Source organism: Pseudomonas sp. DW-iso17, assembly GCF_058725345.1.
In genome coordinates this window covers 175952-199182 of record NZ_JBZXEA010000002.1, presented here as the reverse complement: position 1 = coordinate 199182, position 23231 = coordinate 175952, and the positions used below count along the sequence as shown (strand labels likewise).

The window sequence follows — 23231 nt, the reverse complement described above, 5'->3', positions numbered from 1 at the left end:
TTGATTTGCTAGCGGGGCGTGCGCCTGGTGCGCCCGCCCCCAATCTTTATTACAGGCTTCCCCCCGAAATGATGGACATCAACGAGATTCGCGAATACCTGCCTCACCGTTACCCGTTCCTGCTGGTGGACCGCGTAGTGGACCTCAACGTCGAGGAAAAGCGCATTCGTGCCTACAAGAATGTCAGCATCAACGAACCATTCTTCAATGGTCACTTTCCTGCGCATCCAATCATGCCAGGTGTGTTGATCATCGAAGCCATGGCCCAGGCTGCCGGTATCCTTGGTTTCAAAATGCTCGACCTCAAGCCTGCCGACGGCACGCTTTACTATTTCGTGGGTTCGGACAAGCTGCGTTTTCGCAACCCGGTCACCCCGGGTGACCAGTTGATCCTGGAAGCCAAGTTCATCAGTTGCAAACGCCAGATCTGGAAGTTTGAATGCCAGGCCTCGGTAGATGGCAAGCCGGTGTGCTCTGCCGAGATCATCTGTGCGGAACGCAAACTATGAGTTTGATTGACCCTCGCGCAATCATCGATCCGTCGGTCGTACTGGCCGCCGACGTTGAGGTCGGCCCTTGGTCGATCGTCGGCGCAGGTGTGGAAATCGGCGAGGGGACTGTCATCGGGCCGCACGTGATCCTCAAGGGTCCCACCCGAATTGGCAAACACAATCGTATCTACCAGTTTTCCTCGGTAGGTGAAGACACCCCGGACATGAAGTACAAGGGTGAAGAAACACGCCTGGTCATCGGTGACCACAACATCATTCGTGAAGGCGTCACCATTCACCGCGGCACCGTGCAGGATCGCGCCGAAACCACCTTGGGTGATCACAATCTGGTCATGGCCTATGCGCACATCGGCCATGACAGCGTGATCGGCAACCATTGTATTCTGGTCAACAACACTGCGTTGGCAGGCCATGTGCACGTTGATGACTGGGCGATCCTCTCCGGTTTTACCCTGGTGCATCAATACTGCCACATCGGCGCCCACAGCTTTTCCGGCATGGGCACCGCCATCGGCAAGGATGTCCCGGCGTTCGTGACGGTGTTCGGCAACCCTGCCGAAGCCCGTAGCATGAACTTCGAGGGCATGCGTCGTCGCGGTTTCAGCGAAGACGCCATCCACGCCCTGCGCCGTGCCTACAAGACGGTTTACCGCCAAGGGTTGACCGTGGAACAGGCCTTGGCCGAGTTGGCCGAGCCTGCCACGCAGTTCTCGGAAGTCGCGGTGTTCCGTGACTCCATCCAGACCTCGACTCGCGGCATCACTCGCTGATCATGGCCACTCTGCGTATTGCGCTCGTGGCCGGTGAAGCTTCCGGCGATATCCTGGGTGCCGGCTTGATGCGGGCGCTCAAGGCCCAGCATCCGGCGGTGGAATTTATCGGCGTCGGTGGCCCGTTGATGCAGGCCGAAGGCCTGACCTCCTACTTCCCCATGGAGCGCCTGTCGGTCATGGGGCTGGTGGAAGTCTTGGGGCGCCTGCGTGAGCTGCTGGCTCGCCGCAAGCTGTTGATCAAGACACTGATCGAAGAACAGCCTGACGTCTTTATCGGCATCGATGCGCCGGATTTCACGCTCAATATCGAACTCAAGTTGCGCCAGGCCGGGATCAAGACCGTGCACTACGTCAGCCCATCCGTGTGGGCGTGGCGCCAGAAGCGTGTGTTGAAAATCCGCGAAGGTTGCGACCTGATGCTGACCTTGCTGCCATTCGAAGCCCGGTTCTACGAAGAGAAGGGCGTGCCGGTGCGGTTTGTCGGCCACACCCTGGCTGACGCCATTCCCTTGCAAGCTGATCGTGCGGCTGCGCGTGCCGAGCTGGGCTTGCGCGATGGCCCCTTGGTTGCGTTGATGCCAGGGAGCCGTGGCGGCGAGGTAGGACGTTTGGGAGCGCTGTTTTTTGATGCCGCCGAACGTCTCCAGGCGCAAAAGCCGGGGATCCGCTTTGTACTGCCCTGTGCCAGCCCACAACGCCGTGCCCAGATCGAAACCCTGCTGGAAGGTCGCAGCCTGCCGTTGACGCTGCTCGATGGCCAGTCCCACCTGGCCCTGGCAGCCTGCGATGCGGTGTTGATCGCCTCGGGCACTGCCACGCTTGAGGCCTTGCTGTACAAGCGGCCGATGGTCGTGGCCTATCGCCTGGCGCCACTGACCTTCTGGATCCTCAAGCGCATGGTCAAGAGCCCTTACATTTCCTTGCCCAACCTGCTGGCCCAGCGCCTGCTGGTCCCGGAGTTGTTGCAGGACGATGCAACGCCCGAAGCGCTTGCGCAAACCCTACTACCCTTGATTGACGGCGGCGAAGAGCAGACCCGTGGTTTCGACGATATTCACCGCACGTTACGCCGTGATGCCTCGAACCAGGCGGCCGACGCCGTGTTGACCTTGATCGGCCATAAACAGGAAGCCTTATGACCATGCAAATGGGCCTGGATTTCAGCCTCGTTGCCCAGGCCCACGAACTGGTGGCGGGTGTTGACGAAGTCGGGCGCGGTCCGCTCTGTGGCGCAGTGGTTACGGCGGCGGTGATCCTTGATCCGAACCGCCCGATCCTGGGGCTCAACGATTCGAAGAAGCTCACCGAAGCCCGTCGCGAAAAACTCTATGACGAAATCTGTGAAAAAGCCCTGAGCTGGCATATCGCCCGGGCTGAAGTCGAAGAAATCGACGAGCTGAATATCCTGCACGCCACCATGCTGGCGATGCAGCGTGCTGTGGAAGGGCTGCACATCACCCCGAAAATGGCGATGATCGACGGTAACCGCTGCCCTAAACTGACAATGCCGTCCGAAGCGGTGGTCAAGGGCGATAGCAAGGTTCCGGCCATTGCGGCTGCCTCGATCCTGGCCAAGGTCAGCCGCGACCGTGAAATGGCCGCGTTCGAATTGATCTATCCCGGCTACGGCATTGGTGGCCATAAAGGCTACCCGACCCCCGTTCATCTGGAAGCTCTGGCTCGGCTCGGCCCCACCCCGATCCATCGCCGCTCGTTTGCCCCGGTGCGCCAGGCTTATGAGGCCCGTGAAAGCCTGATCGAGGTTTAGCAGCAAGGCTGATGTTTTTACCCAGGCCCGGTACAATCCGGGCCTTGTTGTTTTCATGTATCAAGACAGGATCACTATGCCGGCTTCATTCGTTCATCTACGCCTGCACACTGAGTACTCCCTGGTCGACGGCCTGGTACGGATCAAACCGCTGGTCAAAACCCTGGTGGGCATGAACATGCCTGCGGTCGCGGTTACCGACCAGAACAACATGTGTTCCCTGGTCAAGTTCTACAAGAACGCCATGGGCGCCGGCATCAAGCCGATCTGCGGCGCCGACCTCTGGCTGTCCAACAAAGACCCGGATAACCCCCTGAGCCGCATCAGCCTGCTGGCGATGAACGGCGTGGGTTATCGCAACCTCACCGAACTGATCTCCCGTGGCTTTATCGATGGCCAGCGTAACGGCTCGATCATCATCGAGCGCGAGTGGGTGGCCGAAGCCAGCGAAGGCCTGATCATGCTCTCGGCGGCCAAAGAGGGCGAAATCGGTATCGCGCTGCTGGGCGGCAACCCTCAGGAAGCCGAAGTGCTGGCGCGTGAGTGGATGCAGGTGTTCCCAGGCCGGTTCTACCTGGAAGTCCAGCGCACCAACCGTCCCAACGATGAAGAACATCTGCACGCTGCCGTCGCCCTGGCCGATAAGCTGGGTGCGCCGCTGGTGGCGACCAACGATGTGCGCTTTATCAAGAAAGAAGACTTCGAAGCCCACGAAACCCGTGTGTGCATCGGTGAAGGCCGGGCCCTGGATGACCCGCGCCGCTCGAAGAACTACAGCGAAGAGCAGTACCTCAAAAGCGCCGAGGAAATGGCGGAGCTGTTCAGCGACTTGCCCGAGGCCCTGGAAAACTCCGTCGAGATCGCCAAGCGCTGCAACATCGAAGTAAAGCTGGGCAAGCACTTTTTGCCCAACTTCCCGATTCCCGATGGCATGACCATCGACGAATACTTTCGCAAAGTGTCGTTCGATGGCCTGGAGGAACGCCTCAGCGTCCTGCTGCCCAAGGACACCACCGAGGACTACGAAGCCAAGCGCCAGGTGTATGTCGATCGGTTGAATTTCGAGCTGGATATCATCATCCAGATGGGGTTCCCCGGCTACTTCCTGATCGTAATGGACTTTATCCAGTGGGCGAAAAACAACGGCGTGCCGGTAGGTCCGGGCCGGGGGTCAGGTGCTGGCTCGCTGGTGGCCTACGTACAGAAGATCACCGACCTTGACCCGCTTGAATATGACCTGCTGTTCGAACGGTTCCTGAACCCGGAACGGGTATCCATGCCCGACTTCGACGTCGACTTCTGCATGGATGGTCGTGACCGCGTCATTGAATACGTGGCCGAGAAATACGGCCGCAACGCAGTAAGTCAGATCATCACCTTCGGTTCTATGGCCGCCAAAGCGGTAATTCGCGACGTGGCGCGGGTGCAGGGCAAGTCCTACGGTTTGGCCGACCGCCTGTCGAAGATGATCCCGTTCGAAGTCGGCATGACCCTGGAAAAAGCCTACGAGCAGGAAGAAATCCTGCGCGACTTCATCAAGGTCGATGAAGAAGCCGCCGAAATCTGGGACATGGCGCGCAAGCTCGAAGGCGTGGTGCGTAACGTCGGTAAACACGCTGGTGGCGTGGTTATTGCGCCGACCAAGCTCACCGACTTTTCGCCGATCTATTGCGATGAAGAAGGCGACGGCCTGGTCACCCAGTTCGACAAGGACGACGTGGAGGCCGCCGGCCTGGTGAAGTTCGACTTCCTCGGCCTGCGGACCCTGACGATCATCGACTGGGCACTCAAGACCATCAACCGCGACCGTGCCAAGGTCGGCGAAGAACCGCTGGATATCGCGTTTATCCCGCTGGACGACAAACCGACCTATAGCCTGCTGCAAAAAGCCGAAACCACGGCGGTGTTCCAGCTTGAATCCCGGGGCATGAAGGAGCTGATCAAAAAGCTCAAGCCCGACTGCCTGGAAGACTTGATCGCACTGGTGGCCCTGTTCCGTCCGGGCCCGCTGCAATCGGGCATGGTGGATGACTTCATCAACCGTAAACACGGCCGCGCCGAGCTGGCTTACCCGCATTCCGACTATCAGTATGAAGGCCTCAAGCCCGTACTGGCGCCGACCTACGGCATCATCCTGTACCAGGAACAGGTGATGCAGATCGCCCAGGTGATGGCCGGCTACACCCTCGGCGGTGCGGACATGCTGCGTCGCGCCATGGGTAAGAAAAAGCCCGAGGAAATGGCCAAGCAGCGCGGCGGTTTCATTGAAGGTTGCGCCACCAACAACATCGATGCCGACCTGGCCGGTAACATCTTCGACCTGGTAGAAAAATTCGCCGGTTATGGCTTCAACAAATCCCACTCCGCCGCCTATGGCCTGGTGTCGTACCAGACCGCCTGGTTGAAAGCCCACTACCCGGCACCGTTCATGGCGGCGGTACTCTCGGCGGATATGCACAACACCGACAAGGTCGTGACCTTGATCGAGGAAGTGCGCACCATGAAGCTGCGCCTCGACGCGCCGGACGTGAACGCTTCGGAGTTCAAGTTCACGGTGAACGACGAAGGCCGCATCATCTATGGCCTCGGCGCGATCAAAGGCGTGGGCGAAGGTCCGGTGGAGGCCATTACCGAAGCGCGTCAGGACGGGCCGTTCAAGGACCTGTTCGATTTCTGCGCGCGGGTGGATCTCAAGCGCATCAACAAACGTACCCTCGATGGCCTGATCCGCAGCGGCGCACTCGACCGTCTTGGCCCGTATTTTCATGATGAGCCCAAGGCTTACCAGGCCAATATCGATCGTAACCGGGCGGTGCTGCTGACCGCCATGGAAGAGGCGATCAAGGCCGCCGAGCAGACCGCTCGTACCCATGACAGCGGCCACGCCGACCTGTTTGGCGGGCTGTTCGTCGAAGAGGATGCGGATGTCTACGCGAATCACCGCAAGGCCAAGGAGCTGACTCTGAAGGAACGCCTCAAGGGTGAAAAAGACACCTTGGGCCTGTACCTCACCGGTCACCCGATTGACGAGTACGAAGGCGAAATCCGCCGTTTTGCCCGTCAGCGCATCATCGACCTCAAACCGGCGCGGGATACCCAGACCGTCGCCGGTATGATCATCGCCCTGCGGGTGATGAAAAATAAGAAGGGCGACAAGATGGGCTTCATCACCCTCGATGACCGCTCGGGCCGCATCGAAGCGTCATTGTTTGCCGACGCGTTTCACTCCGCCCAATCGCTGTTGCAGACCGACGCCATGGTGGTGGTGGAAGGGGAGGTCAGCAATGATGACTTCTCCGGTGGCCTGCGCCTGCGCATCAAGCGCGTGATGAGCATGGAAGACGCCCGCACCAACCTGGCCGAAAGCCTGCGCCTGAAGGTCAAAACCGAAGCGCTTAAAGGCGATCAGCTACGCTGGTTGGGTGACCTGCTAAAACGCCATCGTGGCGCATGCCCGGTGACCATGGAGTACACCGGCAGCGATGCCAAGGCCATGTTGCAGTTTGGTGAGACGTGGCGAATTGATCCCGCTGATGGCTTGATTCAAGCTTTGCGTGACCAGTTCGGGCGAGACAACGTCTTCCTCCAATACCGTTGACGGTCAGATAGATCTGATCTCGACTAAACATTTAATCTCGACCTAAACGCGCCTCTCCCTTAAGGTAGGGCGCGAATAGACAACCGGCTGGCCAGGCACCCCTTGGCCGTCGACCCAAGACGGACGCTTATGAACCCGAATTTTCTTGATTTCGAACAGCCGATCGCTGACCTGCAAGCCAAGATCGAAGAGCTGCGCCTGGTCGGCAATGACAATTCGCTGAACATCGGTGATGAAATCGCTCGCCTGCAAGACAAGAGCAGCACGCTCACCGAAGACATCTTCGGCAAGCTGACCAGCTGGCAGATCGCGCGCCTGGCTCGCCACCCGCGCCGTCCCTACACCCTGGACTACATCGAACACATCTTCACCGAGTTCGACGAGTTGCACGGCGACCGTCACTTCTCCGACGACGCGGCCATTGTGGGCGGTATCGCTCGCCTGGACGATCAGCCGGTTATGGTGATCGGTCATCAGAAAGGCCGTGAAGTGCGCGAGAAAGTACGCCGCAACTTCGGCATGCCGCGCCCGGAAGGCTATCGCAAGGCGTGCCGCCTGATGGAAATGGCCGAGCGCTTCAAGATGCCGATCCTGACCTTCATCGACACGCCGGGTGCCTACCCGGGTATCGACGCCGAAGAGCGCAACCAGAGCGAAGCGATTGCCTGGAACCTGCGCGTCATGGCGCGCCTGAAAACCCCGATCATTGCCACCGTGATCGGTGAAGGTGGTTCCGGCGGTGCCCTGGCCATTGGTGTCTGCGACCAATTGAACATGTTGCAGTACTCGACCTACGCGGTGATCTCGCCGGAAGGTTGTGCCTCGATCCTGTGGAAAACCGCCGAAAAGGCGCCGGACGCTGCCGAAGCCATGGGCATCACCGCCGATCGCCTCAAAGGCCTGGGTATCGTGGACAAGGTCATCGCCGAGCCACTGGGCGGCGCTCACCGTGATCCGGCTGCCGCTGCTGCGACCATCCGTGCCGAGTTGGGGTCGCAACTGGCGATGCTCAAGAAGCTGGATAACGAAGCGCTGCTGGCTCGTCGTTATGAGCGCCTGATGAGCTACGGCCTCTAAGCCGACGCTGTACCCAATGTAGTAGCCGGCTTGTGTGGGAGCTGGCTTGCCTGCGATAGCATCACCTTGGTATCACTGATACACCGAGGTGCCTGCATCGCGGGCAAGCCCGGCTCCCACATTTGCTTTGTGTATGCTGACGAACGTATTCAAGCTTTGCGGCGGTGACGTGTGATGAAACCAACCCTGCCGGCCACACTCCTGCACACCCTGGCCCCCTGGCGCAACGCCCCGGCCTGGCATATCGCGTTCTCCGGCGGTCTCGACTCCACCGTCCTGCTGCACCTCCTGGTCTCACTGGCCAACATCGAAAATCTGCCTCCTGTCAGCGCCGTCCATGTCCACCATGGCCTGCAAGCTGCTGCCGAGGCGTGGCCTGCTCATTGCCAATCGGTCTGCGACAGCCTGGGCGTACCCTTGCGCGTCATGCGCGTGCAGGTGAGGCCCGGCGCGAGCATTGAACGTGCGGCGCGCGATGCGCGCTACCAAGCGTTCATGCAAATCATGGGGGCAGGGGAGGTGCTTTTCACTGGCCAGCATCGCGACGATCAAGCCGAAACCCTGCTGTTTCGCCTGCTGCGTGGCGCCGGTGTGCGAGGGTTGGCGGCTATGCCTGAGCATCGCCCGTTGGCCCAAGGCCGCTTGGTGCGGCCGTTGCTGGCGTGCACCCGTAGCGAGCTGGAAGCCTACGCCCATCAGCATCAGTTGCAGTGGATCGAAGACCCCTCCAACGTTGATTCCCGGTTTTCCCGCAATTACTTGCGTCACCGTGTACTCCCTGCCGTGACGGAGCGCTGGCCCCAGGCCATCACCCACCTGGCTCGCACGGCTGAACACATGGCTGAGGCTCAGGGGCTGCTCGACGAATTGGCGCTGATGGACCTGCAGCGCGCCGATCAGCCTTCTGCGTTTCCCTGGTTGCCTCTGCAGTCCCTGGCGCTTGAACCATTGCGTGAATTGTCCGATGCCCGCCAGCGTAACGCCCTGCGGCATTGGCTCATGCCACTGACCCGTTTACCCGACAGCGATCACTGGGCCGGTTGGCATGCCCTGCGCGATGCCAAGCGTGACGCACAGCCTCTGTGGCGCCTGGCCGACGGCCAAATGCAGCGTAGCGGTGAACGCATCTGGTGGTTGCCCACAACATGGTCGGAGTTTTCCGACGCATCGGTGAGCTGGCCCGATCCGCAAAATCCACTAGAGTTATCGGGTAATGGCCAACTGAGATTTATCGGCAAGGCCCCCGAAGGCCCGCTGCAGGTGCGTTATCGCCAGGGTGGCGAAATCATCGACGTACCGGGCCGAGGCCGGCGCGATCTCAAGCGTCTGCTGAATGAAAGCGGCATGCCGGGCTTCGTCCGTGGCAGATTGCCGCTGGTCTATCGGGGCGAGCAATTGCTGGCTGTGCCAAGCGTTGCGGGGGCATGGGCCCGGTCGATGGGTGAGGCGCAATTGGATTGGTTGCCACAGACCTGCGATCAAGGTTTGAGCTGATAGCGCCTTTCCGGTAGACTACGCTCCCTTCTTGATACAACTTCTGTGGATTCGCCTGAATCGCAGTCGTTGCCGATTACCAAGCAGTCTTTGCTGGGCGATTCCAAAAAATGTGTAGCGATCAACGTACCGGTGTTTCATTGCTGGTCTGTCACAACGCGGCGGTTTTTTTGAAAGGTGCACTGTGATTAATGCAGGTGATCGGGGGCTTCGGCCTTCCTTCGCTTTCCCCGGCGGCTCGGACCGCTTTAACGCAGACTTCTAGGGTTTTTCATGACGCGCTACATATTCGTCACGGGCGGTGTTGTTTCTTCATTGGGGAAAGGCATTGCCTCCGCTTCATTGGCGGCCATCCTGGAGGCGCGGGGACTTAAGGTCACCATGCTCAAGCTGGACCCGTACATCAACGTCGACCCGGGCACCATGAGCCCGTTCCAGCACGGTGAAGTGTTCGTCACCCACGACGGCGCCGAGACCGACCTGGACCTGGGCCACTACGAGCGGTTCATCCGCACGACCATGACCCAGAACAACAACTTCACCACCGGCCGTGTCTACGAGCACGTGTTGCGCAAAGAGCGCCGTGGTGACTACCTGGGTGCAACCATCCAGGTGATCCCGCACATCACCGACGAAATCAAGCGCCGCATCATCAAGGGTGCAGGCGATGCCGACGTGGCCATGGTCGAGATCGGTGGCACCGTGGGTGACATCGAGTCCCAACCGTTCCTCGAGGCCATCCGCCAGTTGCGTTTCGAAGTCGGCGCCAAGCGCGCGATGCTGATGCACCTGACATTGGTGCCGTACATCGCCACTGCCGGCGAAACCAAAACCAAGCCTACCCAGCACTCGGTCAAGGAACTGCGTTCCATCGGCCTGCAGCCGGATGTGCTGGTATGCCGCTCCGATCACCCGATCGATATTTCCTCGCGCCGCAAGATTGCGCAGTTCACCAACGTTGAAGAACGTGCGGTGATTGCCCTGGAAGACGCCGACACCATCTACAAGATCCCGGGCATCCTGCATTCGCAAGGCCTGGATGATTTTGTGGTCGAGCGTTTCGGCTTGCAGTGCGGGGGTGCAGACCTGTCCGAGTGGGAAGCGGTTGTCGACGCCAAGCTCAACCCAGAGCATGAAGTCACCATCGCCATGGTCGGCAAATACATGGAACTGCTGGACGCGTACAAGTCGCTGATCGAAGCAATGAGCCACGCCGGTATCAGCAACCGTACCAAGGTCAACCTGCGCTACATCGACTCCGAAGACATCGAGAACCAGGGCACCGCGCTGCTCGAAGGTGTTGACGCTATCCTCGTTCCCGGCGGTTTCGGCCTGCGTGGTGTGGAAGGCAAGATCACTGCCGTGCAGTACGCCCGTGAAAACAAGGTGCCGTACCTGGGTATCTGCCTGGGCATGCAAGTGGCCGTTATCGAGTTCGCCCGTAACGTGCTGGGCTGGAAAGACGCCAACTCCACCGAGTTCGATCACAGCAGCGGCCATCCGGTCGTGGGTCTGATCACCGAGTGGGAAGACGCCACTGGCGCCGTTGAAACCCGTACCGAAACGTCCGACCTGGGCGGCACCATGCGCCTGGGTGCACAGGATTGCCTGCTGGAAGCTGGCTCGCTGGTACACGACTGCTACGGCAAGGACGTGATCGTCGAGCGTCACCGCCACCGCTATGAAGTGAACAACAACCTGCTGCCGCAGATCAAAGAAGCTGGCCTGAAAATCTCCGGCCGCTCCGGTGATGGCAAGCTGGTTGAAGTGGTCGAGGCACCGGATCATCCGTGGTTCGTGGCGTGTCAGTTCCACCCGGAGTTCACCTCGACGCCGCGCGACGGTCACCCGTTGTTCAGTGGTTTCGTCAAAGCAGCACTGACGCAACATCAGAAGAAGGCGTAAACCTGATGGCCCAGAAGATCATTCGCGTAGGCGACATCGAGATTGCCAACGACAAGCCCATGGTGCTGTTCGGCGGCATGAACGTGCTGGAAAGCCGTGACATGGCGATGCAGGTGTGTGAGGAGTACGTGCGGGTCACCCAGAAACTGGGTATCCCTTACGTCTTCAAGGCCAGCTTCGACAAGGCCAACCGTTCGTCCGTGACCTCCTATCGCGGCCCGGGCCTTGAAGAAGGCATGCGGATCTTCCAGGACATCAAGCAAGCCTTCGGCGTGCCGATCATCACCGACGTCCACGAGCCTGATCAGGCTGCCGTGGTCGCCGAGGTGTGCGACATCATCCAGTTGCCGGCCTTCCTGTCGCGCCAGACCGACCTCGTGGTCGCCATGGCCAAGACCGGCGCTGTGATCAACATCAAGAAAGCCCAATTCCTCGCTCCTCAGGAGATGAAACACATCCTGAGCAAATGCGTGGAAGCGGGTAACGACCAGTTGATCCTCTGCGAGCGGGGTTCGAGCTTCGGCTACAACAACCTCGTGGTGGACATGCTCGGTTTCGGCATCATGAAACAGTTCGAATACCCCGTGTTCTTCGACGTGACCCACGCGCTGCAAATGCCCGGTGGTCGTTCGGACTCCGCTGGCGGGCGACGTGCCCAGGTGACGGACCTGGCCAAGGCGGGCATGAGCCAGTCCCTGGCGGGCCTGTTCCTTGAAGCTCACCCGGACCCGGACAACGCCAAATGTGATGGCCCATGCGCCCTGCGCCTGGACAAGCTGGAGCCATTCCTGGCCCAACTCAAGCAGTTGGACGAGCTGGTCAAGAGTTTTCCGACGGTAGAGACCGCGTAACTGGCATTTCTCCGGTAGAATTTCCCACGCTTTACGCTCAGGCCCCCGGGCCTGAGCCTTGTCGTCTGCAAGCCTGCCCCGTTGTTCCACCCTTGCGGTCGGTCAAAAGATTTCCTTCAGCTGCGTCGTTTTCGTCAACTTTGGAGTGTTTACAACAATGGCAAAAATCGTCGACATCAAAGGTCGTGAAGTTCTCGACTCCCGTGGCAACCCCACCGTCGAAGCCGACGTGCTTCTCGATAACGGCATCATCGGCAGCGCCTGCGCGCCGTCCGGTGCTTCCACCGGTTCGCGCGAGGCGCTGGAACTGCGTGATGGCGACAAGAGCCGTTACCTGGGCAAGGGTGTACTCAAGGCTGTAGCCAACATCAACGGTCCGATTCGTGACCTGTTGCTGGGCAAGGACCCGCTGGACCAGAAAGCCCTGGACCACGCGATGATCAAGCTCGACGGCACTGAAAACAAAGGCAGCCTCGGCGCCAACGCCATTCTCGCGGTGTCCCTGGCAGCTGCCAAGGCGGCTGCGCAGGACCAGGACCTGCCGTTGTACGCACACATTGCCAATCTGAATGGCACCCCGGGCGTCTACTCGATGCCGGTGCCGATGATGAACATCATCAACGGTGGCGAGCACGCAGATAACAACGTCGACATCCAGGAATTCATGGTACAGCCGGTTGGCGCCAAGTCCTTCTCCGAAGGCCTGCGCATGGGTACCGAGATTTTCCATCACCTCAAGGCTGTACTGAAGGCTCGTGGCCTGAGCACTGCCGTGGGTGACGAAGGCGGTTTCGCGCCGAACCTGGCCTCCAACGAAGACGCACTGAAAGTCATCTCCGAAGCCGTGGCCAACGCTGGCTACAAGCTGGGCACCGACGTGACCCTGGCCCTGGACTGCGCCGCCAGCGAATTCTATGAAGACGGCAAGTACAACCTGTCCGGCGAAGGCCAGGTGTTCAACTCCGAAGGCTTCGCTGAATACCTCAAAGGCCTGACCCAGCGCTACCCGATCATCTCGATCGAAGACGGCCTGGACGAGTCCGACTGGGATGGCTGGAAAATCCTCACCGACAAGATCGGCGAAAAAATCCAGCTGGTGGGTGACGACCTGTTCGTGACCAACACCAAGATCCTGAAAGAAGGCATCGACAAGAAGATCGCCAACTCGATCCTGATCAAGTTCAACCAGATCGGCACCCTGACCGAAACCCTGGAAGCCATCCAGATGGCCAAGGCCGCGGGCTACACCGCCGTGATCTCCCATCGCTCCGGCGAAACCGAAGATTCCACCATTGCCGACCTGGCCGTGGGTACTTCGGCGGGCCAGATCAAGACCGGTTCCCTGTGCCGTTCCGATCGCGTGTCCAAGTACAACCAATTGCTGCGCATCGAAGAGCAATTGGCAGGTAAAGCCAAGTACAACGGTCGCGGCGAGTTTCGCGGCTAAGCAGTAAATGGTAAAAAGTCGGCGGATTGCGTCAGAAATCTCACGAAAATGTGAATTTCGGCGCTAATCTGCTGACTGACAAGCGCAAGCCTGGTTTTTCCAGGCTTTGTGCTATCAGTTGCTGCAAAAGGTTTGCATGACTGTCTTTTTTCACTGGATACCCGGATTTCGATGCGCAGTCCCAATTGGTTGTTCCTCGTCTTACTCTTGTTGCTGGCTGGCCTGCAGTACCGCCTATGGGTCGGTAATGGCAGCTTTGCGCAGGTGGAAGAGCTGACCCAGCAAATTGCCGACCAGCGTGCCGAAAACGAACGCCTGCTGGAGCGCAACCGTGTCCTGGACGCTGAAGTGCTTGAGCTGAAAAAAGGCACGGAGACCGTTGAAGAGCGGGCTCGTCATGAGTTGGGCATGGTCAAGGAGGGCGAGACCCTCTACCAGTTGGCCCAATGAGCCACGATTTACCGGCCTTCTGGGCCGTGATCCCTGCCGCGGGCGTCGGTGCCCGTATGGCCGCAGACCGTCCCAAGCAGTACCTGCAACTGGGCGGGCGCACTATTCTCGAACACAGCCTCGGCTGTTTTCTCGACCACCCACGCCTCAAGGGCCTGGTGGTCAGTCTTGCAATTGACGATCCTTATTGGCCCACCTTGGCATGCGCCACTGACCCGCGTATCCAGCGTGCCGACGGGGGCTCGGAACGTTCCGGCTCGGTGCTCAATGCGCTGCTGCAACTCAACGCCCTGGGCGCCAGTGATGACGACTGGGTGTTGGTGCACGACGCTGCGCGGCCTAACCTGAGCCGTGATGACCTCGACAAATTGTTGGCGGAACTGGCTGACGATCCGGTAGGCGGCCTGCTGGCGGTGCCGGCGCGCGACACCCTCAAGCGTGTCGACAAGCATGGCCGTGTGGTGGATACCGTTGATCGCAGCCTGATCTGGCAGGCTTACACGCCGCAGATGTTCCGCCTGGGCGCCTTGCATCGCGCCTTGGCCGACAGCCTGGTGGCCGATGCGGTGATCACCGATGAAGCGTCGGCCATGGAATGGTCCGGGCAGGCGCCGCGCCTGATCGAAGGGCGTTCGGACAATATCAAGGTGACTCGGCCGGAAGACCTGGAGTGGTTGAAGTTGCGCTGGGCTAACCGGCGGTAACCTGTCAGGCCGGGTCTGCGTCATCGCAGGCAAGCCAGCTCCCACATTTGATCGCTGCCACATCAAACAACACGTCCAACTGTGGGAGCCGGGCTTGCCCGCGATGAGGCCGGTGCAGACCACCTCAATTCAATGCTTGTACTCCGGCCTCTGCGCCAACCCCACCTTCAAAAAGTCCACCAGCTTCCTCACCTTCGGCGACAAATGCCGCTGCTGCGGATACAACGCCCACACCGCAGTATTTGGCGGTTGATGAGCCTCCAGCAACGACACCAACGCCCCGCTGTGCAGATGCTCCAGCACGTAGTAATCCGGCAACTGGCACAAGCCCATGCCTTGTAACGCCGCATCCAGCACCGCTTGCCCGCTGTTGCAGCGCCAATTGCCTTGCACGCGCTGGGAAAATTCCCGCCCATCCTGGGCCATTTGCCAGATATCCGAGCTGCCAATCAGGCAGTTATGCCGGCTCAACTCCGACAAACTGTGTGGCCGACCGTACCGTTCGAGGTAGGAGGGCGACGCGCACAGGTACATGCGTCGAGGTGCCAGGCGGCTGGCAACCATGCGCGAGTCTTGCAGGCGTCCCAGGCGGATGGCCAGGTCGAGGCCTTCATGCACCAGGTCCAGCGAGCGGTTGGTCAACTCGATGTCCACGCGCAGTTGCGGATAGTGCGCCATGAATCGTGTCACCAGCGGCACGATAAAGCGTTCGCCATAGGCCACGGCGCAGGTCATGCGCAACATGCCCTTGGGTTCGCTGGTCAGGTCGCCCACCGCCCGCAACGCTTCCTCGCGACCGTCCTGCAGGCGTTGGCAGTGCTGCAGGAAGGTCTGACCGGCTTCGGTCAAAGTCACCTTGCGCGTACTGCGGTACAGCAATCGGGTTTGCAGGCGTTCTTCAAGGCGCGCCACTTGCCGGCTGACATGGGATGAAGACACCCCCAACCGTTCGGCCGCCGCCGTGAACTGGCTGCATTCGGCCACCGCGACAAACTCGTCAATGCCTTCCCAGCGGTTCTCCAGCATGGTGATTGTCCCTGTACAGCAATAATGTTTTGCTTTAGCCCGAATTATTCATCAATAAGTGATGATTTACACTCACCGTCTCAGTTTTTAACCCGATGGAGAAACCCGGATGATCAAGTCCCGTGCCGCCGTAGCCTTCGAGGCCAAGAAGCCCCTTGAGATTGTTGAAGTGGATGTCGCCATGCCCAAGGCTGGCGAGGTGCTGCTGCGGGTGGTCGCGTCCGGCGTGTGCCACACCGATGCCTACACCTTGTCGGGGGCTGACCCGGAAGGCATCTTCCCGTCGATCCTCGGCCATGAAGGCGGCGCAGTGGTGGAAGCCATCGGCGAGGGCGTAACTTCGGTGGCTGTGGGCGATCACGTGATCCCGCTGTATACCCCGGAATGCGGCAAGTGCAAGTTCTGTCTGAGTGGCAAGACCAACCTGTGCCAGGCCATTCGCGCCACGCAGGGCAAGGGCTTGATGCCGGATGGCACCACGCGTTTCTCCTACAAGGGCCAGCCGATTTTCCACTACATGGGCACCTCGACGTTCTCCGAGTACACCGTGCTGCCGGAAATCTCCGTGGCCAAGATTCCTAAAGAAGCGCCGTTGGAAAAAGTCTGCCTGCTCGGTTGTGGTGTCACCACCGGCATCGGTGCGGTGATCAACACCGCCAAGGTCAAGCCGGGCGACACCGTGGCCGTCTTCGGCCTGGGCGGTATTGGCCTGTCGGCGATTATCGGTGCAGTCAAGGCCAAGGCCGGTCGCATCATTGCTATTGATATCAACCCGGCCAAGTTCGAAATCGCCAAGCAACTGGGTGCCACCGATTGCATCAACCCGAAAGACTACGACCGCCCAATCCAGGACGTGATTGTCGACCTGACTGACGGCGGCGTGGACTTCTCTTTCGAGTGCATCGGCAATGTGCAACTGATGCGTGCGGCCCTTGAGTGCTGCCACAAAGGCTGGGGCGAGTCAGTGATCATCGGCGTGGCCGGTGCTGGCCAGGAAATTGCCACTCGCCCATTCCAGCTGGTCACCGGTCGCGTCTGGCGTGGTTCGGCGTTTGGTGGCGTGCGCGGTCGTACCGAATTGCCAAGCTACGTGGAAATGGCTCAGTCCGGTGAAATTCCGCTGGATACCTTCATCACCCACACCATGGGCCTGGAAGATATCAACAAAGCGTTTGACCTGATGCATGAAGGCAAGAGCATTCGTACCGTCATTCACTTCTGAGGTCGGCCATGAGTCTGGAAAACCTGTCATGCCAGAAGAGCTTCGGCGGCTGGCATAAACGCTACAAGCATCATTCCGATGTGCTCGGTTGCGACATGACCTTTGCCGTCTACCTGCCACCGCAAGCGGAGCAGGGCGGCAAGCTGCCGGTGTTGTATTGGCTGTCCGGTTTGACCTGTACTGACGAAAACTTCATGCAGAAGGCCGGCGCCCAGCGCATGGCCGCCGAGTTGGGCTTGATTATCGTCGCGCCGGACACCAGCCCCCGTGGCCCCGGCGTGCCGGGCGACCCGGACAATGCCTGGGACTTCGGCCTCGGCGCCGGCTTCTACCTCAATGCCACCCAGGAACCCTGGGCCAAGCACTATCGGATGCATGACTACGTGGTGCAGGAATTGCCGGCACTGGTGGAGGTGCATTTCCCTGCGTCGGATAAACGCGGCATCAGCGGCCACTCCATGGGCGGTCACGGTGCGCTGGTCTGTGCGCTGCGCAACCCTAGACGTTACCTGTCGGTGTCGGCATTTTCGCCGATCAACAATCCGATGGACTGTCCGTGGGGCCAGAAGGCCTTTTCCCGTTATTTGGGGGAAGAGCGCTCGAAGTGGCGTGAATGGGATGCCTGCGTGCTGATCAGCGAAGCCTCGGAAAAGTTGCCGCTGTTAGTGGACCAGGGCGATCGCGACGATTTCCTCGCCGTTCAGCTCAAGCCCGAAGCCCTGCTGCAAGCAGCCAAGGCAGCCAACCATCCGCTGGAACTGCGCCTGCAGCCTGGCTACGACCACAGCTACTTCTTCATCGCCAGCTTCATCGAAGACCATTTGCGGCATCATGGTCGTGCTTTGCTCGGTTAATCTGAGGCAAAAGTAGGTAGAATCACGCCCTGAATTAAATCGGGGCGTTTTTTTATGCGTATTGGCCACGGCTACGATGTGCACCGTTTCGCTGAAGGCGATTTCATCACCCTGGGCGGCGTGCGTATTGCACACCACCATGGGTTGCTGGCTCATTCTGACGGCGACGTGGTCTTGCACGCCTTGAGCGATGCCTTGCTCGGCGCGGCTGCATTGGGCGATATCGGCAAGCACTTCCCGGACACCGATCCCACCTTCAAGGGCGCGGACAGCCGTGTGTTGCTGCGCCATGTGGTCGGCCTGATCCATGCCAAGGGCTGGAAGGTTGGCAACGTCGATAACACCATCGTCGCCCAGGCGCCGAAAATGGCCCCCCATATCGAAGCGATGCGCACTGCGATCGCCGCAGACCTGCAAATTGAATTGGATCAAGTCAACGTGAAAGCCACCACCACCGAAAAGCTCGGGTTTACCGGTCGTGAAGAGGGCATCGCGGTGCACTCCGTCGCCTTGTTGCTGCGCGCATGAACGACCTGCAACTGCTGGGCCCGAGGGCCTATGGCGAGGCCCTGGGCAGCGCGGTACTCAAGGCCACAGCCGAAGACTTCCAGGTTGATGAGGTGCTGGACATCCCGCTGACCGGCGACGGCGAGCACCTGTGGCTGTGGGTGGAAAAGCGCGGCTTGAACACTGAGGAAGCGGCACGGCGTATCGCCAAGGCTGCTGGGGTGCCATTGCGCACCGTCAGCTATGCCGGGCTCAAGGACCGTCAGGCCCTGACCCGCCAGTGGTTCAGCGTGCAATTGCCCGGCAAGGCCGACCCGGACATGAGCGGCGCAGAAAACGACACCCTCAAGATCCTGAAAACCGCCCGTCACAAACGCAAGTTGCAGCGTGGGGCTCATTCGGCCAACGGCTTCACCTTGCGCCTGACCCAACTGGTCGGCGACACCGCTGCCATCGACGCACGTCTGCAGTTGATTGCCCGGCACGGCATCCCCAATTATTTCGGCACCCAGCGTTTTGGCCACAACGGCGGCAATGTGGCGGATGCTCGCGAGTGGGCTGCCCGCAAGGCCCTGCCCGAGCAGCGCAACGTGCGCTCGCGCTTGCTGTCCACCGCTCGCAGTTACCTGTTCAACCAAGTGTTGGCGGCTCGCGTCGCCGACGGTTCATGGCAGCGAGCCCAAGTTGGCGATCTGCTGGCGTTTACCGACAGTCGCAGTTTTTTTCCGGCCGGGGAAGCTGAGTGCAGTGACCCGCGCCTGGCGATTCTGGACCTGCATCCCACCGGCCCGCAGTGGGGCGAGGGCGATTCACCGGCGAAAGGTCTTACATACGAGCTGGAACAATCTGTCGCCGCTGGCGAAGCTGACCTACGTGATTGGCTGGTGAAGGCGGGAATGAGCCAGGAACGTCGCATTCTGCGACTGCCCATTGGCGGGTTGACGTGGCATTATCCCGGGCCTGACATTCTGCAATTGGAATTCGTCCTGCCGGCCGGATGCTTCGCCACTGTCTTGGTGCGCGAGCTTGTTGATCTGGTGCCGGTGGGGCAGACGGACAGCCCATGCGTATTCTGATATCAAACGATGACGGTGCCACCGCACCCGGTCTTGCCGCGCTCCATGCTGCGCTGCAGGATTACGCCGAGTGCGTGGTGGTTGCCCCCGACCAGGACAAGAGCGGCGCCAGCAGTTCGCTGACGCTCGACCGTCCGCTGCACCCGCGGGTCCTGGCCAATGGCTTTATCAGCGTTAACGGCACCCCCACCGACTGCGTGCACCTGGCGATCAACAGTCTGCTGGAGCACCAGCCAGACCTGGTGGTCTCGGGGATCAACCTGGGCGCCAACCTGGGTGATGACGTGCTGTATTCCGGTACCGTGGCGGCCGCCCTTGAAGGGCGCTTCCTGGGCCGCACCGGCTTTGCCTTTTCCTTTGCCTCGCGGCAATTGGATAATCTGGCGACGGCGGCGTATTACGCGCGCAAGCTGGTGGAGGCCCATGGCTCCCTGGACCTGCCGCCGCGTACGGTGCTCAACGTCAATATCCCCAACTTGCCCCTCGACCATATTCGCGGTATCCAACTCACGCGCCTGGGCCATCGCGCCCGTGCTGCGGCGCCCTTGAAGGTGGTCGACCCACGCGGCAAGGAAGGATACTGGATCGCTGCGGCCGGTGACGCCGAAGATGGCGGCGAGGGCACGGACTTTCATGCGGTGATGCAAGGCTATGTCTCCGTTACCCCGTTGCTGTTTGATCGCACCTTCAGTGATGCCTTCAGTGGCCTTGATGGCTGGCTGGAGGGACTGCGTTGATGGCTCGTGAACAAGACGACTTGTTGCGCCGCGGCATCGGGATGACCTCCCAGCGCACCCGGGAGCGGTTGATCCAGCGTCTGTATGAAGAAGGCTTGTCCAACGCACAGGTGCTGGAAGTAATCCGACGCACGCCGCGGCATCTGTTTGTTGATGAGGCACTGGCGCATCGCGCCTATGAAGACACAGCGTTGCCCATCGGCCACAACCAGACCATCTCTCAGCCCTATATGGTTGCGCGTATGAGCGAGCTATTGCTGGCGGCGGGGCCGTTGGACAAGGTGCTGGAGATTGGTACCGGCTCTGGCTATCAGACGGCCGTGCTGTCGCAATTGGTAGAGCGGGTGTTTTCGGTCGAGCGCATCAAGGTGCTACAGGACCGGGCCAAAGAGCGTCTGGTGGAGCTGAACCTGCGCAACGTGGTATTCCGCTGGGGCGATGGCTGGGAGGGCTGGCCGGCGCTGGCGCCCTACAACGGTATCATCGTCACCGCCGTGGCCACCGATGTGCCGCAAGCCTTGCTGGATCAATTGGCACCTGGCGGGCGGCTGGTCATCCCGGTGGGCTCCGGCGAAGTGCAACAGTTGATGCTTATTATCCGTGAGGACGAAGGTTTTTCCCGGCATGTACTCGGTGCCGTGCGTTTCGTCCCCTTGCTCAACGGCCCGCTGGCCTGATCATTTATTCGCGGGCAGTGAATTCTGTAAGCGGGGATGTGTCTTACGGCGGGGTCTATTGAATCAACATGCCTGGCAGCCACGATTAAACATGGTGAATTTTTCCTTTCAGTCAGGTGCCAGTAAAAAGCCAATGCCCAGTTATACTTGCGTCATATTTCAAGCCTGATACAGGCGTTAACGTTCAGCCACCACAAAGGGAGCGGCGGGTGAGTCTCACAGGTCCTGCGCAGCGAATGAGTAAAACAAGCTTTCAGCGACTGGTGCTTGGCCTTGTCTTGAGTTCCTTATTGGCAGCCTGCTCGAGCACGCCATCCGGCGGTGCGCGGGTCGTTGACCGTACCAACGCAACCCCCCAGAGACCTACGGTCACCACTGGCCAATACGTGGTGCGCAAAGGCGACACCCTGTTCTCGATTGCCTTTCGTTATGGCTGGGACTACAAGGCGCTGGCCGCCCGTAACAACATTCCTGTGCCGTATACGATCCATCCGGGGCAGACCATTCGTTTCGATGGTCGCTCAGGTTCTGCACCTACGGCAGTTGTGACAAAGTCGGGATCTTCGCCATCGTCCTCGAGCAAGACCACCATCATTACCCGGCCTGCAGGCAGCGCCGCGCCTACGGTTGCGAGCAAGCCGGCACCCGCGCCGTTGCCACCCGCCGGGCCTGCGCCGACCGGTTGGGGATGGCCTTCAAACGGAGTGTTGATTGGAAAATTCTCTTCAAACGGTAGTTTGAATAAAGGCATTGATATCGCCGGGGATTTGGGACAGCCTGTTTTAGCTGCGTCTGATGGGACAGTGGTGTACGCCGGGAGTGGTTTGCGGGGCTACGGCGAGCTGGTCATCATCAAACACAGCGATACCTACGTCAGTGCCTACGGTCATAACCGCAGGTTGTTGGTTCGGGAGGGGCAGCAGGTCAAGGTCGGACAGACGATTGCCGAAATGGGGTCAACGGGCACAGACCGGGTGAAACTGCACTTTGAGATTCGCCGCCAAGGGAAGCCTGTAGATCCGCTGCAATTCCTGCCCCGTCGTTGATGTGTTGCACAGCCTGTTCCCTCACGTAGAAGGAACAGGCTCCAGCGTTGCCAAGGATAGAGGCGTCGCTTGAGCTTGAGGTCGAACTCACCAAAGGACTATAACAATGGCTCTCAGTAAAGAAGTGCCGGAGTTTGACATCGACGATGAGGTTCTCCTTATGGAGGCCGGTATCGATTTGGAAACGATGTCAGATAATGAAGGGGTATCACCACCTTCAGTTCGCACCAAATCCAAGAATGCTGCCGCGTTGAAGCAGCACAAGTACGTTGACTATACGCGGGCGCTCGACGCGACCCAGTTGTACCTCAATGAAATCGGCTTTTCCCCTCTGTTGACCCCCGAAGAAGAAGTCCATTTTGCGCGTCTGTCGCAAAAGGGCGATCCGGCTGGGCGTAAGCGCATGATTGAAAGCAACCTGCGCCTGGTGGTGAAAATCGCCCGACGCTACGTCAATCGTGGGCTGTCCCTGTTGGACCTGATCGAGGAGGGCAACCTGGGCTTGATCCGGGCTGTGGAAAAATTCGACCCTGAGCGGGGCTTCCGTTTCTCCACCTATGCCACCTGGTGGATTCGCCAGACCATCGAACGGGCGATCATGAATCAGACCCGCACGATCCGGTTGCCGATCCATGTGGTCAAGGAGCTCAACGTCTACCTGCGGGCGGCGCGTGAGCTGACGCAAAAACTCGATCATGAACCTTCGCCTGAAGAGATCGCCAACCTGCTGGAAAAACCGGTAGGGGAGGTCAAGCGCATGCTCGGCCTTAACGAGCGTGTCTCTTCGGTCGATGTCTCGCTGGGGCCGGACTCGGATAAGACCCTGCTGGACACCCTGACCGATGATCGTCCGACGGACCCTTGCGAGCTGTTGCAGGACGATGATCTTTCCCAAAGTATTGACCAGTGGCTCTCAGAGCTCACGGACAAGCAGCGTGAAGTGGTGATTCGCCGCTTCGGCCTGCGCGGTCATGAGAGCAGCACTCTGGAGGATGTAGGTCTGGAGATTGGTCTGACCCGTGAGCGGGTGCGGCAGATCCAGGTAGAGGGCCTCAAGCGCTTGCGCGAGATCCTGGAGAAGAATGGCTTGTCGAGTGAGTCGTTGTTCCAATAACGATTGGTAGGGCAGCGATGACAAAACGCCCGATGCATGTGAATGCATCGGGCGTTTTGCTGTGCCCTGATCGTTCCCACGCAGAGCGCGGGAACGATCAGGCATAAAAAAACCCCGCTTTTAAGGGCGGGGTTTTTTCGACTAAGTCAGTACAAGTTAGATAACTTGAACTTCTTCAGCTTGCATGCCTTTCTGACCGCGGGTAGCGATGAAAGAAACCTGTTGGCCTTCTTTCAGGCTTTTGAAGCCGTCGGATTGGATAGCTTTGAAGTGAACGAACAGGTCGTCACCGGATTGTGGAGTGATGAAGCCGAAGCCTTTTTCATCGTTGAACCACTTAACGGTACCAGTTTGGCGATTAGACATGGTGTATCTCCTTGGACAAAGTTAACT

Annotated in this window: 22 protein-coding genes; 20 read left to right on the top strand and 2 right to left on the bottom strand. The window is 59.7% G+C overall.

The genetic code is table 11. The annotated features are described in order from the left end of the window. The first annotated feature begins 68 nt into the window (after positions 1-68). The 12 genes from fabZ (at position 69) to ispD (ending at position 14579) form a co-directional block, all read left to right on the top strand. Positions 69-509, top strand: a complete 441-nt coding sequence (gene fabZ / locus AC4PS6_RS02220; protein WP_003172281.1) for a 3-hydroxyacyl-ACP dehydratase FabZ — start codon at positions 69-71, stop codon at positions 507-509. Further along, positions 506-1282 (top strand): acyl-ACP--UDP-N-acetylglucosamine O-acyltransferase, encoded by a 777-nt coding sequence (gene lpxA / locus AC4PS6_RS02215; RefSeq protein ID WP_492180634.1) that lies wholly within the window; start codon positions 506-508, stop codon positions 1280-1282. The genes fabZ and lpxA overlap by 4 nt, the downstream gene beginning before the upstream one ends. 2 nt (positions 1283-1284) lie before the next feature. Further along, positions 1285-2424, top strand: a complete 1140-nt coding sequence (gene lpxB, locus AC4PS6_RS02210) for a lipid-A-disaccharide synthase (RefSeq protein WP_020300968.1) — start codon at positions 1285-1287, stop codon at positions 2422-2424. Positions 2425-2426: 2 nt separating this feature from the next. Continuing rightward, positions 2427-3053: a ribonuclease HII gene (gene rnhB / locus AC4PS6_RS02205; protein ID WP_161793220.1), complete on the top strand. Its 627-nt coding sequence runs from the start codon at positions 2427-2429 to the stop codon at positions 3051-3053. 76 nt (positions 3054-3129) lie between these two features. Beyond that, positions 3130-6651: a DNA polymerase III subunit alpha gene (gene dnaE, locus AC4PS6_RS02200; protein WP_003189180.1), complete on the top strand. Its 3522-nt coding sequence runs from the start codon at positions 3130-3132 to the stop codon at positions 6649-6651. 129 nt (positions 6652-6780) lie between these two features. Then, entirely contained in the window at positions 6781-7728 is a 948-nt protein-coding gene (locus AC4PS6_RS02195) for an acetyl-CoA carboxylase carboxyltransferase subunit alpha (protein WP_003189182.1), read from the top strand. Positions 7729-7902: 174 nt separating this feature from the next. After that, a complete protein-coding gene (gene tilS / locus AC4PS6_RS02190) occupies positions 7903-9222 on the top strand; it encodes a tRNA lysidine(34) synthetase TilS (RefSeq protein WP_336826876.1) in 1320 nt (439 codons plus the stop codon). Positions 9223-9495: 273 nt separating this feature from the next. Continuing rightward, entirely contained in the window at positions 9496-11127 is a 1632-nt protein-coding gene (pyrG, locus tag AC4PS6_RS02185) for a CTP synthase (RefSeq protein WP_003189189.1), read from the top strand. Positions 11128-11132: 5 nt separating this feature from the next. Continuing rightward, entirely contained in the window at positions 11133-11978 is an 846-nt protein-coding gene (gene kdsA, locus AC4PS6_RS02180; protein ID WP_014717240.1) for a 3-deoxy-8-phosphooctulonate synthase, read from the top strand. A 157-nt stretch (positions 11979-12135) separates the two neighbouring features. After that, positions 12136-13425: a phosphopyruvate hydratase gene (gene eno / locus AC4PS6_RS02175; protein ID WP_003189193.1), complete on the top strand. Its 1290-nt coding sequence runs from the start codon at positions 12136-12138 to the stop codon at positions 13423-13425. 171 nt (positions 13426-13596) lie between these two features. After that, entirely contained in the window at positions 13597-13875 is a 279-nt protein-coding gene (gene ftsB / locus AC4PS6_RS02170; protein ID WP_003189195.1) for a cell division protein FtsB, read from the top strand. After that, positions 13872-14579, top strand: coding sequence for a 2-C-methyl-D-erythritol 4-phosphate cytidylyltransferase (ispD, locus tag AC4PS6_RS02165; RefSeq protein WP_014717241.1), 708 nt, complete (start codon positions 13872-13874; stop codon positions 14577-14579). The genes ftsB and ispD overlap by 4 nt, the downstream gene beginning before the upstream one ends. Before the next feature lie 129 nt (positions 14580-14708). Here the strand turns inward: ispD and AC4PS6_RS02160 are convergent, their stop codons facing one another. Continuing rightward, the gene (locus AC4PS6_RS02160) at positions 14709-15605 is read right to left on the bottom strand and encodes a LysR substrate-binding domain-containing protein (protein WP_019817856.1); all 897 of its coding nucleotides are present in this window, start codon (positions 15603-15605) and stop codon (positions 14709-14711) included. 109 nt (positions 15606-15714) lie between these two features. Between AC4PS6_RS02160 and AC4PS6_RS02155 the strand changes: the two genes are divergently transcribed. The 8 genes from AC4PS6_RS02155 to rpoS all read left to right on the top strand — a co-directional run bounded on the left by AC4PS6_RS02155 (position 15715) and on the right by rpoS (position 22838). Next, on the top strand, positions 15715-16827 hold the full coding sequence (locus tag AC4PS6_RS02155) for an S-(hydroxymethyl)glutathione dehydrogenase/class III alcohol dehydrogenase (protein ID WP_014717243.1): 1113 nt from the start codon (positions 15715-15717) through the stop codon (positions 16825-16827). 8 nt (positions 16828-16835) lie between these two features. Then, the gene (fghA, locus tag AC4PS6_RS02150) at positions 16836-17681 is read left to right on the top strand and encodes an S-formylglutathione hydrolase (protein WP_020300971.1); all 846 of its coding nucleotides are present in this window, start codon (positions 16836-16838) and stop codon (positions 17679-17681) included. 54 nt (positions 17682-17735) lie between these two features. Then, positions 17736-18209, top strand: coding sequence for a 2-C-methyl-D-erythritol 2,4-cyclodiphosphate synthase (ispF, locus tag AC4PS6_RS02145; RefSeq protein WP_003189207.1), 474 nt, complete (start codon positions 17736-17738; stop codon positions 18207-18209). Then, on the top strand, positions 18206-19264 hold the full coding sequence (gene truD / locus AC4PS6_RS02140; protein WP_014717246.1) for a tRNA pseudouridine(13) synthase TruD: 1059 nt from the start codon (positions 18206-18208) through the stop codon (positions 19262-19264). Before ispF ends, truD begins: the two co-directional genes overlap by 4 nt. Continuing rightward, complete coding sequence (gene surE, locus AC4PS6_RS02135; protein ID WP_014717247.1) at positions 19252-20001, top strand: 5'/3'-nucleotidase SurE; 750 nt, start codon at positions 19252-19254, stop codon at positions 19999-20001. Before truD ends, surE begins: the two co-directional genes overlap by 13 nt. A gap of 41 nt (positions 20002-20042) precedes the next feature. Beyond that, complete coding sequence (locus AC4PS6_RS02130) at positions 20043-20678, top strand: protein-L-isoaspartate(D-aspartate) O-methyltransferase (protein ID WP_169850588.1); 636 nt, start codon at positions 20043-20045, stop codon at positions 20676-20678. Positions 20679-20887: 209 nt separating this feature from the next. Then, the gene (locus AC4PS6_RS02125) at positions 20888-21724 is read left to right on the top strand and encodes a peptidoglycan DD-metalloendopeptidase family protein (RefSeq protein WP_032893170.1); all 837 of its coding nucleotides are present in this window, start codon (positions 20888-20890) and stop codon (positions 21722-21724) included. A gap of 106 nt (positions 21725-21830) precedes the next feature. Continuing rightward, a complete protein-coding gene (gene rpoS, locus AC4PS6_RS02120; protein ID WP_003189214.1) occupies positions 21831-22838 on the top strand; it encodes an RNA polymerase sigma factor RpoS in 1008 nt (335 codons plus the stop codon). Between the two features lie 156 nt (positions 22839-22994). Here the strand turns inward: rpoS and AC4PS6_RS02115 are convergent, their stop codons facing one another. Continuing rightward, on the bottom strand, positions 22995-23204 hold the full coding sequence (locus AC4PS6_RS02115; RefSeq protein WP_002554837.1) for a cold-shock protein: 210 nt from the start codon (positions 23202-23204) through the stop codon (positions 22995-22997). Positions 23205-23231: the final 27 nt, after the last annotated feature.

What these genes read in the sequence shown, in the direction of transcription:
- AC4PS6_RS02115 (WP_002554837.1), bottom strand. Translation starts at nt 23,204, where the DNA reads ATGTCTAATCGCCAAACTGGTACCGTTAAGTGGTTCAACGATGAAAAA.
- surE (WP_014717247.1), top strand. Translation starts at nt 19,252, where the DNA reads ATGCGTATTCTGATATCAAACGATGACGGTGCCACCGCACCCGGTCTT.
- fabZ (WP_003172281.1), top strand. Translation starts at nt 69, where the DNA reads ATGATGGACATCAACGAGATTCGCGAATACCTGCCTCACCGTTACCCG.
- tilS (WP_336826876.1), top strand. Translation starts at nt 7,903, where the DNA reads ATGAAACCAACCCTGCCGGCCACACTCCTGCACACCCTGGCCCCCTGG.
- pyrG (WP_003189189.1), top strand. Translation starts at nt 9,496, where the DNA reads ATGACGCGCTACATATTCGTCACGGGCGGTGTTGTTTCTTCATTGGGG.
- dnaE (WP_003189180.1), top strand. Translation starts at nt 3,130, where the DNA reads ATGCCGGCTTCATTCGTTCATCTACGCCTGCACACTGAGTACTCCCTG.
- rpoS (WP_003189214.1), top strand. Translation starts at nt 21,831, where the DNA reads ATGGCTCTCAGTAAAGAAGTGCCGGAGTTTGACATCGACGATGAGGTT.
- lpxB (WP_020300968.1), top strand. Translation starts at nt 1,285, where the DNA reads ATGGCCACTCTGCGTATTGCGCTCGTGGCCGGTGAAGCTTCCGGCGAT.
- eno (WP_003189193.1), top strand. Translation starts at nt 12,136, where the DNA reads ATGGCAAAAATCGTCGACATCAAAGGTCGTGAAGTTCTCGACTCCCGT.
- AC4PS6_RS02155 (WP_014717243.1), top strand. Translation starts at nt 15,715, where the DNA reads ATGATCAAGTCCCGTGCCGCCGTAGCCTTCGAGGCCAAGAAGCCCCTT.
- ispD (WP_014717241.1), top strand. Translation starts at nt 13,872, where the DNA reads ATGAGCCACGATTTACCGGCCTTCTGGGCCGTGATCCCTGCCGCGGGC.
- AC4PS6_RS02160 (WP_019817856.1), bottom strand. Translation starts at nt 15,605, where the DNA reads ATGCTGGAGAACCGCTGGGAAGGCATTGACGAGTTTGTCGCGGTGGCC.
- ispF (WP_003189207.1), top strand. Translation starts at nt 17,736, where the DNA reads ATGCGTATTGGCCACGGCTACGATGTGCACCGTTTCGCTGAAGGCGAT.
- rnhB (WP_161793220.1), top strand. Translation starts at nt 2,427, where the DNA reads ATGCAAATGGGCCTGGATTTCAGCCTCGTTGCCCAGGCCCACGAACTG.
- fghA (WP_020300971.1), top strand. Translation starts at nt 16,836, where the DNA reads ATGAGTCTGGAAAACCTGTCATGCCAGAAGAGCTTCGGCGGCTGGCAT.
- lpxA (WP_492180634.1), top strand. Translation starts at nt 506, where the DNA reads ATGAGTTTGATTGACCCTCGCGCAATCATCGATCCGTCGGTCGTACTG.
- ftsB (WP_003189195.1), top strand. Translation starts at nt 13,597, where the DNA reads ATGCGCAGTCCCAATTGGTTGTTCCTCGTCTTACTCTTGTTGCTGGCT.
- truD (WP_014717246.1), top strand. Translation starts at nt 18,206, where the DNA reads ATGAACGACCTGCAACTGCTGGGCCCGAGGGCCTATGGCGAGGCCCTG.
- AC4PS6_RS02130 (WP_169850588.1), top strand. Translation starts at nt 20,043, where the DNA reads ATGACCTCCCAGCGCACCCGGGAGCGGTTGATCCAGCGTCTGTATGAA.
- kdsA (WP_014717240.1), top strand. Translation starts at nt 11,133, where the DNA reads ATGGCCCAGAAGATCATTCGCGTAGGCGACATCGAGATTGCCAACGAC.
- AC4PS6_RS02195 (WP_003189182.1), top strand. Translation starts at nt 6,781, where the DNA reads ATGAACCCGAATTTTCTTGATTTCGAACAGCCGATCGCTGACCTGCAA.